The sequence below is a fragment of the Terrabacter sp. P2_E3 genome (genome assembly GCF_056403915.1).
Genome location: NZ_JBFUEN010000003.1, coordinates 99,842 through 111,794 on the forward strand (window position 1 = coordinate 99,842; position 11,953 = coordinate 111,794).

Annotated in this window: 12 protein-coding genes; 4 read left to right on the forward strand and 8 right to left on the reverse strand. The window is 73.2% G+C overall.

Features of this window, described 5'->3' with window-relative positions:
- Positions 1-21 precede the first annotated feature (21 nt).
- On the reverse strand, positions 22-648 hold the full coding sequence (locus AC1DW8_RS03715) for a hypothetical protein (protein ID WP_478091968.1): 627 nt from the start codon (positions 646-648) through the stop codon (positions 22-24).
- A gap of 234 nt (positions 649-882) precedes the next feature.
- Here AC1DW8_RS03715 and AC1DW8_RS03720 point away from each other — a divergent pair, with 234 nt between their 5' ends.
- Positions 883-2,847 carry an N-acetylmuramoyl-L-alanine amidase gene (locus AC1DW8_RS03720; RefSeq protein WP_478091970.1) on the forward strand — a complete coding sequence of 655 codons (1,965 nt, stop codon included), beginning with the start codon at positions 883-885 and terminating at the stop codon, positions 2,845-2,847.
- Positions 2,848-2,988: 141 nt separating this feature from the next.
- On the opposite strand, the gene AC1DW8_RS03725 is transcribed toward AC1DW8_RS03720, so the two are convergent.
- The 3 genes from AC1DW8_RS03725 to AC1DW8_RS03735 all read right to left on the reverse strand — a co-directional run bounded on the left by AC1DW8_RS03725 (position 2,989) and on the right by AC1DW8_RS03735 (position 6,694).
- Positions 2,989-4,914, reverse strand: coding sequence for a penicillin-binding transpeptidase domain-containing protein (locus tag AC1DW8_RS03725; RefSeq protein ID WP_478091972.1), 1,926 nt, complete (start codon positions 4,912-4,914; stop codon positions 2,989-2,991).
- Positions 4,915-4,949: 35 nt separating this feature from the next.
- Positions 4,950-5,984 carry a hypothetical protein gene (locus AC1DW8_RS03730; protein WP_156415523.1) on the reverse strand — a complete coding sequence of 345 codons (1,035 nt, stop codon included), beginning with the start codon at positions 5,982-5,984 and terminating at the stop codon, positions 4,950-4,952.
- Between the two features lie 77 nt (positions 5,985-6,061).
- Positions 6,062-6,694, reverse strand: a complete 633-nt coding sequence (locus tag AC1DW8_RS03735; protein ID WP_156415522.1) for an N-acetyltransferase — start codon at positions 6,692-6,694, stop codon at positions 6,062-6,064.
- A 146-nt stretch (positions 6,695-6,840) separates the two neighbouring features.
- On the opposite strand from AC1DW8_RS03735, the gene AC1DW8_RS03740 reads away from it, so the two are divergent.
- The 3 genes from AC1DW8_RS03740 (at position 6,841) to AC1DW8_RS03750 (ending at position 9,690) form a co-directional block, all read left to right on the forward strand.
- Positions 6,841-7,953, forward strand: coding sequence for an App1 family protein (locus AC1DW8_RS03740; RefSeq protein ID WP_478091975.1), 1,113 nt, complete (start codon positions 6,841-6,843; stop codon positions 7,951-7,953).
- A gap of 12 nt (positions 7,954-7,965) precedes the next feature.
- A complete protein-coding gene (locus AC1DW8_RS03745) occupies positions 7,966-8,826 on the forward strand; it encodes an Fpg/Nei family DNA glycosylase (protein ID WP_056775050.1) in 861 nt (286 codons plus the stop codon).
- A 63-nt stretch (positions 8,827-8,889) separates the two neighbouring features.
- Positions 8,890-9,690 carry a hypothetical protein gene (locus AC1DW8_RS03750; RefSeq protein WP_478091977.1) on the forward strand — a complete coding sequence of 267 codons (801 nt, stop codon included), beginning with the start codon at positions 8,890-8,892 and terminating at the stop codon, positions 9,688-9,690.
- Positions 9,691-9,694: 4 nt separating this feature from the next.
- On the opposite strand, the gene AC1DW8_RS03755 is transcribed toward AC1DW8_RS03750, so the two are convergent.
- The 4 genes from AC1DW8_RS03755 to AC1DW8_RS03770 all read right to left on the reverse strand — a co-directional run bounded on the left by AC1DW8_RS03755 (position 9,695) and on the right by AC1DW8_RS03770 (position 11,947).
- Positions 9,695-10,177, reverse strand: a complete 483-nt coding sequence (locus tag AC1DW8_RS03755; RefSeq protein WP_478091979.1) for a CD225/dispanin family protein — start codon at positions 10,175-10,177, stop codon at positions 9,695-9,697.
- 110 nt (positions 10,178-10,287) lie between these two features.
- The gene (locus AC1DW8_RS03760) at positions 10,288-10,617 is read right to left on the reverse strand and encodes a rhodanese-like domain-containing protein (RefSeq protein WP_056775043.1); all 330 of its coding nucleotides are present in this window, start codon (positions 10,615-10,617) and stop codon (positions 10,288-10,290) included.
- A gap of 17 nt (positions 10,618-10,634) precedes the next feature.
- Positions 10,635-11,594: a DUF1648 domain-containing protein gene (locus tag AC1DW8_RS03765; protein WP_056775040.1), complete on the reverse strand. Its 960-nt coding sequence runs from the start codon at positions 11,592-11,594 to the stop codon at positions 10,635-10,637.
- Positions 11,591-11,947 (reverse strand): GntR family transcriptional regulator, encoded by a 357-nt coding sequence (locus AC1DW8_RS03770; RefSeq protein ID WP_056775036.1) that lies wholly within the window; start codon positions 11,945-11,947, stop codon positions 11,591-11,593. The genes AC1DW8_RS03765 and AC1DW8_RS03770 overlap by 4 nt, the downstream gene beginning before the upstream one ends.
- Positions 11,948-11,953 lie beyond the last annotated feature (6 nt).

Below are 11,953 nucleotides of genomic sequence, written 5' to 3' on the forward strand. Positions count from 1 at the left end.
GGCTCCTGCCCGCGCGGACGCTCAGGAGGCGGGCGCGGTGGTCGGCGTCCCCGGCGCAGCGGTGGTCGGCGTCGTGCAGCGGGTCGTCGAGGGCGCCGTGAGGGTGACGTCGCTGACGAGGATGCCGACGAGGCCGGAGATCTCGCCGAGCGACGGGTCGCTGAGGTCGATGGCGCGGGCCTGGTGGTCGGTGACCGAGATCGTGATCGGGTCGCTCTCGGGGACGGCGTCGGGGTCGAGCACGGTGGACCCGTCGGTCGGCGGCGGGGCCGTCGAGGGGCCGAGGCGGAGCGTCGCGAGGAGGGTGACGAGCAGGCGCTGCTGCGGGGCGCTGAGCGTGCACACGCGACCGTGGACCGAGCGGGTCTCGACGCGGACCCGACCGTTGGCCTCGAGCACGATCTGGTCGTCGAAGCCGGCGATGCCACCGGTGCGCCGCAACGTCAGCGGGAACGTGGGGCCGTACGACGATCCGAGCGCGTCCTCACCGGCGGCGCCGAAGCGCAGCGCCGAGGTCGTCGACGACGTGGGCGCCGAGGCCGACGAGGTCACCTCACCCGTCGACCCGTCCTCAGGCGTGGCTGACCCGCAGCCCCCGACGAAGAGTGCTGCGACGGCCATCCCCACGCACAGGCCTGCGCGCCCCATGACGTCCATGGTGGCCCCTCGCGGCGGACGATGCACGCCCGACGCGGTGGAATCGGGACAACGCTTGGGTGACGGTTTCAAGTGGCGGGCCTCGGGGTGCGCGGGAATGCTCGGTGTCAGAGGTGTGTGTCGGGCTCGGGGCCGGACGCACCCATTCGCACGGAGGCGGGCACCGACGGACCCACGTCGGCGGTCGGCGTCCTGCGGTCACCAGGGACATGAAAGGGACATCGAGTGATACCCATCTCCACACCACACCGAACTCCGGGAAGCCGCAGGGCGCGGCGGTCGGTCGCAGCGCTCGGCGCCGTCGCGGCCGTCGCCGCCGGCCTGGCTCTGACGAGCCCGGCCGCGCAGGCTGCGGACCCGTCGGCCTCGGCCTCGGGCAGCGACCCCGCCAGCCGGGAGCGGGCCTTCGCCGCGGCCTCGGCGGAGTACGGCGTGCCGCGCACGGTCCTCGAGGCGGTGTCGTACGCCCAGACCCGCTGGGACTTCAACCCCGGGCACAGCACGTCCGGCGGCTACGGCCCGATGCACCTCGTCGACGCGGACCTCGGCACCCGCGCCGACGCGAAGGGCCTCGGGGAGCCGTCCGCTCCGGAGGCCGCACCCGTGGCCGACATGCTCGGCCGCGCCGCGGAGCTGACCGGCCTCGCCGAGGACGCACTGCGCACCGACGAGGTCGCCAACATCCGCGGCGGTGCGGCCCTGCTCGCCGCCACGCAGAAGCGCCTCGGGCTGCCCATGGGACAGTCCACCGACGCGGGCCAGTGGTACGCCGCCGTCGCCGACGCCTCGGGCTCGGCCCAGGAGGACGTCGCGGCGGCCTTCGCCGACGACACCTACTCCGTCATCGCGTCCGGCGCCTCGCGCCGCACCGTCGACGGCAAGGAGGTCTCGCTGCTGCCGTCGGCCGTCAGGGCCGACACGGCGCAGGTCGACCGCCTCGGGCTGCTCAAGAAGCCCAACGGCGGCCCCGTCGACTGCCCGCCCGGGCTCGACTGCGAGTGGGTCCCCGCACCGTACGAGCAGTACGGCCCGGGCGCCGGTGACTACGGCAACCACGACCTCGCCCAGCGTCCGCGCTCGCCGAAGATCACCAACATCGTCATCCACGACACCGAGGCGACCTACGACACGACCCTCAAGCTCGTGAGCGACCCGACCTACGTGTCGTGGCAGTACAGCCTGCGCAGCTCCGACGGCCACATCGCCCAGCACCTCACGCCGCAGGACGTCGGTTGGCACGCGGGCAACTGGTACGTCAACAGCCACTCGATCGGCCTCGAGCACGAGGGCTTCGCGCCCCAGGGCGCCGAGTGGTTCAGCGAGCCGATGTACCGCTCGTCCGCGCGGCTCGTGCGCTACCTCGCCACGACGTACGACATCCCGCTCGACATGCAGCACGTCTTCGGCCACGACCAGATCCCGGGTGTGACCCCGGGCGGCGTCGCCGGCATGCACTGGGACCCGGGCCCCTACTGGAACTGGGAGCACTACTTCCAGCTCCTCGGGGCGCCGCTCTCGGCCCACCAGTCCGGTGCGGCCCAGGACCTCGTGCGGATCCTCCCCGGCTTCGAGGACAACATCCAGCCGGTGACCGGCTGCACGACGGCGGGCGTCGCCTGCCGCGCGCAGGGCACCAACTTCGTCTACCTGCACACCCAGCCGTCCGAGACGGCGCCGCTCGTCAACGACATCGGCCGCAAGTCCAACGGCGCGGCGTCGACGACGAACGTGTCCGACATCGGGGCCCGGGCCCAGACCGGTCTGACCTTCGCCGTGGCCGAGCGCAGCGGTGACTGGACGGCCATCTGGTTCAACGGCGTCAAGGGCTGGTTCCTCAACCCGGCGTCCGACCCGACGGCCGTCCCGGTCAAGGGCTCCTACGTCGTGCCCAAGGCCGGTCTGGCCAAGGCCCCGGTCTACGGGCGGGCCTACCCCGAGGCGTCGGCCTACCCGGCGGGCATCCCGGTCCAGGCGCTCGCGCCGCTGCAGTACTCCTTCGCGGCGGGCCAGCGGTATGCCGTCGGTGACCTCACGGTGCCGACGAACTACTACCGTGCCTCGACGTTCTCGCTGGGGACCCCGAACGACCACGTCGACGTCGTCGGTCAGGACCGCTACTACCAGATCTCCCTCGGCCACCGCTTCGCCTACGTGCGCGCGGCCGACGTGGACGTCGTCACGGCCCAGTAGCCAGCGGCACCACCCTACCGTCGAGGGGCCAGAATCTGTCGCCTCATCGACGTCGAAAGGCCGCTTCTCGTCACGAGAAGTGGCCTTTCGACTGCCCGTGACCGGCACGAAGTGGCCTCTCGACGGTCAGGGGGCGGGGGCTCAGCGGAGGTCGTACGCCTTGAGGAAGCTGACGATGAAGGGCGCGGCGCCCGTCACGCCGTTGTCCCCGACCTCGTTGTAGGCCGCGATCGCGATGTCCCCGCGGCCGGCGACCATCCACACGTGGGTGTCGGGCGGGCTCTTCGTGCCGAACTCGGCGGTGCCGGTCTTGGCGTACTCGACGCCGAGCGGACCCAGGACCTTGCCTGACCCCTCGGTGACGACGTCACGCATCTCCTGACGCAGCACACCCGCCTCGGTGGGGTCGAGGGGCGTCGTGGGCTTGGGCAGGGCGGGGGCGCCGGCCACGAGCTGCGGGCGCACCGTCTGGCCCTTCATGACCGACGCGACGACGATCGCCATCGTCAGCGGTGACGCCTCGACGCGCCCCTGCCCGATGAACGACGCCGCGTGCTCGACGACGTCGTCGGTCGTCGGCACCGAGCCGAGGAAGCCGGTGAAGGGCAGGTCGAGCTTCTCGCCCATGCCGAGCGACTGCGCGGCGGACACGAGGTCGTCCTGGCTCACCTTCTCGTGCTGGCTGATGAAGGCCGTGTTGCACGAGTAGGCGAGGGCGGTCCGCATCGGGATGTCGCCGAGCTTGTCCTTGGGGTAGGTCGTGTAGTTGCTGAACCGGCGGCCGTTGACGGTGAGCGTCTCGGTGCACGGCAGCAACGCGTCGGCCGTGGCGCCCTTGCGCACGTTGGCGAGCGAGCTGACGATCTTGAACGTCGAGCCCGGCGCCTCCTTGCCGGCCAGGGCGAGGGTCGTGCCGGCAGCGGCAGGCCCGACGGCCGCGGCGAGCACCTCACCGGTCGACACGCGGACGGCGACGAGCGCGGTCGGGTGCTTCGTCTGCTTGGCGAGCGCCGACTCGGCCGCGGACTGGGCCTTGGGGTCGAGGGTGATCGTCAACGGCTCGCCCTCGGTCGACTGCTCGGCGAAGAGCTCGCGCTTGTCGAGGGTGCTGCCGTCGGCGCCGCGCTTGACGGCGTGGACCGCCAGGCCGGGCGTGCCCCGCAGCCGGGCGTCGTAGCGGTACTCGAGGCCGTTCTTGCCGACGGTGTCGCCGGCCTCGAGGGCGTCCTTCGAGGCCTTGATCTGCTCGGCCGTGGCCTCGCCGACCGTGCCGAGGATCGGGGCGGCCCACGTGCGGCTCGGGCCGAGCACCTGCAGGGCGGGGACGGTGAGCGCACCCGTGACCTTCTCGATCGCAGCGCCCCGCTCCTCGATGATCGGGTCGGTGGCTCGCAGGGTGACGCCCTCGACGAAGGCCTTGGAGCCGGCTGCCTCGACCTTCGCCGCGAAGCGGGCGGGATCGATCTCGATGAGTGCGGCGAGCTTCTTCGCCGCGGCCGTCGCCTCGGCGCCCGACACCTTCGTCTTGTCGATGCCGACGGCGGCGACCTCGCGCTCGGTCATGATCTTGCCGCCCGAGGAGTCGACGATGTCGGCCCGCCGAGGCCACTTGCGGGCGAGGTCGAGGGTCTCGTCGGAGGTGAGCTGGGGCGCGACGACGCCGGGCGTCCAGGACACCCGCCACTGGTCGTCGACGAGACTCAGGTCGACCTGCGTCTCGTAGGTCCAGTCGGTCGGGGACGTCGAGACGTCCCAGCGGCTGAAGAGCGTGGCCGTGGCGTGGTCGGAGCCCTCGGTGTGGCTCATCTCGCTGAGGGCCACCTGCGGACGCAGCGTGCCTAGGTCCTTGTAGGCGGCCTTGACGAAGGCGGTCGCCTTGGCGGGCGTCGTGTTCTTGAAGGTGACCGCGCCGAGGTCACCGCTCGCCAGCCCCGAGGCGAGGGCACGAGCGGTGTCGTCGGGCTTCGGCGGCGAGTCGAAGAGGGAGCAGCCGGCGCCGAGCGTGCCGACGAGCACCCCCGAGAGCGACACGGCGACGAGAGTCCTGGCACGAGATCCCCTGAGCATGGCTCCACGGTACGTGCCGGGCCGCGGCCGCCGTGTCATGAGGTCGTGGCGCCGGCGTGACGATCGTCTGCAGGAGCGGGCGTGTGCCGGGCGGCCTGGCCGGGTGCCTGGCGTGCGCCGCCGCGGGGCGGCGTGCGCGGCCGGCGCCACAGCACGAGCGACCCGAGCAGGCCGACGACGAGCGCGACGAGGTGAACGCCCCAGGCCTGGTTGGCGGGCGACAGAGCGGCGAGGAAGACGTCGCGGCTCGCCTCGACGTGGTCGCGCAGCCCGTTGGGCAGTCCCGAGCGCGGCCGCAGGTAGGACGCGAGGTAGGAGAAGGCGGTCTGGCCGGCGGCGCAGACGGAGAGCAGGACGAGCGCCGCGAGCCACGCGACGAGGCGTCGGGCCGGGCGCAGACCCAGGCCGGCCAGGGCGAGACCCGCGGCCACGCCCACGACGACGGAGCTCCACTGCAGCAGGCCCAGCGACCGCTGGAGGCCGAGCAGGGCGACGACGACGGCGCTGACCCAGCTGCCGAGAGCCACGGCGAGCGGGGCGGCGGCCAGGGCTCGCAGCACCGGGCCGCCGAGGGCGACGAGAAGCCCGAGCACGAGACCGAGGACGGTGCCGAGGACCGCGACGGCGAGGACGCCGACGATGACGCGGTCGTCGCGGTCGAAGTCGCTGCCGAGCTGGCGGGTGGCCCCCGCCGACTGGGCGATCGTGTAGGCGCCGGACGTGAGGGCCCCCAGGGTGGCGAGCACGGCCACCCGGAGCCGTCGCCCGGCGCGGGGACGCACCCAGAGCGTCGCGAGGGCCGCGAGGCCGCCGCCGACGAGCGTGATCGTCAGGAGCAGCCCGAGGCGCGCCGTGATGAACGGCAGGAGGCTGATGTAGCCGTCGGTCGCCGAGCCCGTGGCGACGTCGTAGGGCCAGTTTCGTGGTGAGCGCGCGCCGAGCCCGTCGAGGATCCAGGGCAGCGCGCCGCCGACCCACCAGGCCGCCGCCGCGAGAGGGAGGACCGGCCACAGGTGGGCACGCGCAGGCCGACGGTGTGCCTCACTGCCCACGCCAACGCCGGTGTCCACGCGCAGATCCGATCATGACTGACCGACATCCGCCAATCGTCGGCGTGCTCGAGTGCCACAAAGGTCAGCGGTCGGGGTCAGCGCTCGGGGCGCCAGAGCTGCACGGACGCCACCGGCTCGAAGCCGGCCGCGAGGAACGCGCGCAGGGCGCGGGCGTTGCCGGGCGCGCAGGCCGCGACGACGACGTCGCCCTCGTCGATGAGGGTCAGGGCGTCGCGGACGACGTCGGTCCCGACGTGGTCCTTGGACGGATCGGTCTCGAGGCCCACCTCGGGCAGTCCGCCCAGCCCCGTCGAGAGGGTCACGAGCGTGTGGTCGTCGGGGGCGGCATACCCGAAGGTCGTGACGTCGCTGCGCACGGAGGTCGCGTGCTGGGCGCGGGGGTGGTTGCGCAGGTCGCTGCGCGGCACGAGCGCGGGCTCGCCGCCGGCTCCGCGGGCCACGAGGATGAGGTCGAGGGCGTCGATCCAGCCGGTGCCGGCCAGGCGCGAGACGAGGCGCGGGTTGCTCGCGCCGCCGAAGCCGTCCGGGCTCAAGGAGTCCAGGGTGCCGTCCGAGACGTCGTCGTCGACGGCGAGGTAGGCGTGCCCGGTGAAGGCGACGACGCCCTCGACGCCGGGCCGCCACGGCTCGACGCGCTGCCACGCGCCGTCGACGGTCGGGAAGTCGCCGCCTGCGGCCTTGCTGAGGACTTCGGCAATGGGGTGCACGGCGTCCATCAAACCCGCCGCGTCGACCCGGCGCCCGCCGGGGTCCACCTGTTGGCACCCGGCCGCCGCGCGCCCGCCGCGCGCCCGCCGCGCGCCCGCCACGCTCCCTCTGCTCGCCCGACACCCCCGCCGGGTAGGTTGTGGCCATGTCCCGACCGCACGCGGCCGCCATCGTGGAGGACGCCGTCCACGAGCAGGTCGAGCGCGTGCTCCGCAGCCGCGGCTGGGGCAACCGGGTCATCACCCACGTGGGCTACGGCTCGTCCTCCTTCGTCCGTGTCTATGCGCGGATCCTCCTCGGGCGCAAGGGCCGTGAGGACGTCGAGGGTCCGGAGGCCAGGCAGGACGCGACCGGTGCCCTCAGCCCGGCCCACTACGACCGGGGTTGGCGCGCCTTCATCACCTCGCCCGCGACGGGCGTCCCGGTCAAGGTCACCGCCGGTGACCGTGAGGTCTACGGCCGGTCCGACCGCGGCGGACACGTCGACATCGTCGCCCGCGACCACGGCCTCGCCCCGGGCTGGCAGCAGGTGGTCGTCGAGGTGCAGGGCGCCGACCCCGTCGCGGCCGACGTCTTCATCGTCGCCGACGGCGTGACGCACGGCATCGTCAGCGACATCGACGACACCGTCATCACGACGATGCTGCCCCGCCCGATGATCGCGGCGTTCAACACCTTCGTCCGCAGGGGCAAGGCGCGTCACGCGGTGTCGGGCATGGCGCCGATGTACCGCCGCATCCTCGCGGCGCACCCGGGCGCGCCCATCGTCTACGTGTCGACCGGCGCCTGGAACGCGGCCGCCACCCTCAACCGCTTCCTCGTCGAGAACGGCTTCCCGCTCGGTCCGCTCATGCTCACCGACTGGGGGCCCACCAACACCGGGTGGTTCCGCAGCGGACAGGCGCACAAGCGCACCTGCCTCGACCGCCTCGCCCGCGACTTCCCCGAGATCACGTGGCTGCTCGTCGGCGACGACGGCCAGCACGACCCCCAGATCTACGCCGACTTCGCCGAGGCGCGCCCCGACCGCGTCGACGCCATCTGCATCCGGCACCTGTCGCCGACCGAGCAGGTGCTCTCCAACCCGATGAAGATCGACTCGCCCATCCGTCCCTGGGCGTCGCGGTCCGTGCCGACCTTCTCGGCTGCGGACGGGCACGGGATGCTCCGCGTCCTCGAGGGCGCCGGCAAGGTCGGCGAGGTCGTCGCTGCCGACGAGCAGCCCTCGCGTCCGGGCCGTTCCGTCGGCTCCGGGTGACAGACTGGGGCCATGCCTGAGCTGCCGGAGGTGCAGGCGCTCGTCGACTTCCTCGCCGAGCGGACGGACGGCCTTGCCGTCACGAAGGTCGAGCTCGCCTCGTTCAGCGTGCTCAAGACGTTCAACCCGCCACCGCAGGCGCTCGAGGGCGCACCCATCGACGGCGTCCACCGCCACGGCAAGTTCCTCGACATCGACGCCGACGGCACCCACCTCGTCTTCCACCTCGCGCGGGCCGGCTGGCTGCGCTGGTCCGACCAGCTGCCGATGACCGTCCTGCGACCGGGCAAGTCACCGATCGCGCTCCGGGTGCGGTTGTCCGACGGCTCCGGTTTCGACCTGACCGAGGCCGGCACGAAGAAGTCGCTCGCGGCCTACATCGTCACCGACCCGGCCCAGGTGCCCGGCATCGCGCGCCTCGGTCCCGACCCGATGGCCGACGACTTCACGCTCGAGCAGTTCCGCTCGATGCTCGAGGGCCGGCGCACGCAGATCAAGGGACTGCTGCGCGACCAGGAGTTCATCGCCGGCGTCGGCAACGCCTACTCCGACGAGATCCTCCACGTCGCCAAGATCAGCCCGTTCGCCATCGCGGGCACGCTCGCCCCCGAGGTGGTCGACCGGTTGTATGCCGCCCTGCGCGACACGCTGAAGAGCGCGGTCACGACGGCGTCGGGCAAGCCGGCGAAGGAGCTCAAGGACGCCAAGCGCGCGGGCATGCGGGTCCACGCGCGCACCGGCCAGCTGTGCCCGGAGTGCGGCGACGTCGTCCGCGAGGTGTCGTTCGCCGACACGTCGCTGCAGTACTGCGCCACCTGCCAGACCGGCGGCAAGCCGCTCGCCGACCGACGGATGTCCAAGCTGCTCAAGTGAGCACGTCCCGTCAGGCATGACGGCCCGGCGCGGATTCGTCCGGAATGCAACGCTTCCGGTCTCGTGGTTGTCTTCATCGTCATGAAGCCGTTGACCCACCACGTCCTGCGCGGTCCCCTCCACCCGGTTCGTCCCGGTCGAGCGTTCGTCGCGCTCGCCCTCGGATCCGTGCTCGTCACGAGTGCCTGCGGGCAGGCGACGCCGTCACCCGGGGCCGCCACGCCCGCCGGTGGCGACGGTCCGTCGGCCACGGCCGGCTCGACGGTCGACGCCGGCGCGGGCGCCGAGACGGCGACGTCCGGCGGCGTGCGCCTCGAGGCGACGATGGCGCCGGGAGGGCCCGAGGTGGGCGCGACGGGTGCCGGCATCGCGGCGAGTCCCGGCCTCGTCGTCGACTACACGCTGACCAACACGGGCACGAAGCCCATCCTCGCCTACGACGTCGTGCCCGCCGACCTCGGCAGCGCGACGCTGCCCATGGACGTCGATGCCAAGCACGCGTGGGTCTACGAGGAGTCCGGCGTCCTCCGCCTCAGCAAGCAGGGTTTCGCTCCCGGCCCGAACGTCCGCTTCGCGGCGGCGCCCGTCATGGGCGGCCACACGATCGCGCCCGGTGCCAGCATCACCGGGAAGGCGTATGCCGTGTCGCCGCCGACGCTCGACGTGCCGGGTGACTCCTTCGAGGCCCCGCGGACCCCGGTCGACCCGGCCGTCAAGCAGTGGCAGTTCTGCGTCCAGGTCTCCGATCGTGCCGGGCAGGCCCGACCGTCCGCGGTCGGCGGCGGCGTCGTCGAGGCGGCCTCCGCGGCGCCGCAGGGCGACGAGCTCGTCTGCACCCCACCGTCGACGATCCCGGTCGCCTGACGGGTCAGAGGTGGATCGAGACGTGGCCGCCGTTCGCGATGCCCAGGCAGCTGAAGAGCATGAAGGATCCGGGCCAGGTCGCGGCGGCGGCCAGGCACCACGTCTTGACCGACCGTGAGGCGGCCCGCGCCCCGTCCCAGTCGCCGAGGGCCCACTTCGCGTTGACCTGGGTGGACTTGATGATCGCGACGATCCCGAAGGGCGTGAAGCAGCAGATCGTGCACAGGATCGCCCAGCCGAGGCGGGTCGGCGGTGGCGGGGCCTGGCCGCTGCGGGGGCCCACCCACTCGGCGATGGGGGTGGTGGCATACGGCAGCGGGTCGACCCGGCCTGCGGGCGGCGGCAGCGGGACGGGCGGCGGCATCACCGGTGAGCTCGGCTCGCTCGGCGCGCTTGGCGCGCTCGAGGCCGTGGCGTCCGGCGACTCGAGGTCGGGCAGCCACTGCGACCAGGTGTCCTGCGTGGGATCGGGTCGACGGTCGTCCATGGTCCGGGTGCTCCTGGCTCGGCGGGTCGGTCACTGGTGAGACCCGTCAGGAGCGACAGCGTTACACGGAGAAGGCGCGTGCGGGTGTGAACCGGACGAATCGCCCCGAGTCAGATGATGGTGGGGTCGCCGTCCGCGCTGAGCTGCTTGCCGGCCCGCTCCCACTCGAGCATCCCGCCCTCGACGTTGGCGACGTCGTAGCCCTGGTGCACGAGCCACTGGACAGCGCGGGCCGACCGGCCGCCCATCCGGCAGACGATGGCGACGGTGTCGTCGGTCTCGGGCAGCTCGTCGATACGTGCCGGCAGCTCCGCGAGGGGGATGTGGATGGCGTTGGGGGCGTGGCCGGCGGCCCACTCGTCGGCCTCGCGGACGTCGACGAGGACGGCGTCGTCGGGCAGCTCGGACACGGTCGTCGTGGGGATGCTCATGCCGTCCATCCTGACACGGGACCTCGTCATCCCACGCGTGCGGCGAGGGTGTTGAGCACGGCGGCGGCCTCGTCGGCGTCGTCGACCGTGACGACGACGTCGGGCTCGCCGACGCGGTGCACGACGAGGGCCTCGCCGGCGCGGGTGACGTAGCCACGCCGGCCGTCGACGCCGATCCGCCAGCCCCAGCCGCCGAACTCGCGCAACGGGGAGACGGTCGTCGTCCCGGCCGACGCCACCCGCTCGAGCGGCACGCGGGACCACGAGAGCCCGGCGCTCGAGACCCGCAGGCCGGAGGCGTCGACCGTGACGCGCGCCGAGAGAGTGAGAGCGAGGAGAGCCCCGAGGGCGAGCGCCAGCAGCCAGACCCAGGCGAACCCGGCGAGCGCCACCCAGACGAGCGGTAGCGCGACGACGACCGCGAGCGCCGCCGTCGGGCCCACGCGCAGGCTCGCCCGCCCCGTCCACGCGAGCCGGGTCGTCGGTGTGACGTCGAGCCGAGGCGCGTCGGCGGGCAGGGGCGCGCGGGCACCGGTGACCTCGGGTGGCGTCGTGCGTCCCCAGCGCCAGAGCCCGACGGCGACGAGGGCGGTCAGCACGAGTGTCGGGACGGCCCACTGCGGCGGGAACGCCTGCGGGACCTGTCCCGGCCGCTGCGCGAGGAGGCCACCGAAGAGCACGCCGCCGAGGAACACGGCGAGGCCACCGGCGACGGCGGCGAGCGGACCCCGGGCGGAGCGGTGCATGAGCGCGCCGAGGCCGACGAGGGCCAGTGGCATCACCGTCGTGATGACGGCCGCGGTGACGACGGCCGCCCCGAAGGGCTGCCAGCGGTCCGGCTCGCCGTCCAGGCCCCAGTGGACGGCCACGGGGTCCGGCACCAGGTCGCGGACGGCATACGCCAGCCCGGTGCCGACCGCGGCCACGACGGGAGCCAGCACGGCGCTCGCGACCAGGGCGTGGGTCGGGCGGCGGTCGGTGGTCATCGCTGGAACTCGCTCTCGATGAGTCGGGTGAGGTCGGCCGGGGTGGCGCCGACGAGCCGAGCCTCGGCGACGAGCTCGGCGACGAGGGTGCGCAGCCGCGCGTCACCTCCGGGGTCGGAGGTGCTGACGACGGCCCCGCGGCCGCGGCGCAGGTCGATGAGCCCCTCGTCCCGGAGGGACTGGTAGGCGCGGAGCACCGTGTGGAGGTTGACGTCGAGCACGCCGGCGACCTCCTTGGCCGAGGGCAGGCGGTCGCCCTTCGCGAGGCGTCCGGAGGCCATCTCGCGTCGGACGCAGGCGGCCACCTGCACGTGCAACGCCGTGCTCGACGTGGGGTCCACCTGCCACAACATAGTTCT

Bases quoted from the DNA above. Each gene is read 5' to 3' on its own strand.
- AC1DW8_RS03715 (WP_478091968.1), bottom strand. From the start codon at position 648: ATGGGGCGCGCAGGCCTGTGCGTGGGGATGGCCGTCGCAGCACTCTTC.
- AC1DW8_RS03725 (WP_478091972.1), bottom strand. From the start codon at position 4,914: ATGCTCAGGGGATCTCGTGCCAGGACTCTCGTCGCCGTGTCGCTCTCG.
- AC1DW8_RS03740 (WP_478091975.1), top strand. From the start codon at position 6,841: ATGTCCCGACCGCACGCGGCCGCCATCGTGGAGGACGCCGTCCACGAG.
- AC1DW8_RS03745 (WP_056775050.1), top strand. From the start codon at position 7,966: ATGCCTGAGCTGCCGGAGGTGCAGGCGCTCGTCGACTTCCTCGCCGAG.
- AC1DW8_RS03755 (WP_478091979.1), bottom strand. From the start codon at position 10,177: ATGGACGACCGTCGACCCGATCCCACGCAGGACACCTGGTCGCAGTGG.
- AC1DW8_RS03760 (WP_056775043.1), bottom strand. From the start codon at position 10,617: ATGGACGGCATGAGCATCCCCACGACGACCGTGTCCGAGCTGCCCGAC.
- AC1DW8_RS03765 (WP_056775040.1), bottom strand. From the start codon at position 11,594: ATGACCACCGACCGCCGCCCGACCCACGCCCTGGTCGCGAGCGCCGTG.
- AC1DW8_RS03770 (WP_056775036.1), bottom strand. From the start codon at position 11,947: ATGTTGTGGCAGGTGGACCCCACGTCGAGCACGGCGTTGCACGTGCAG.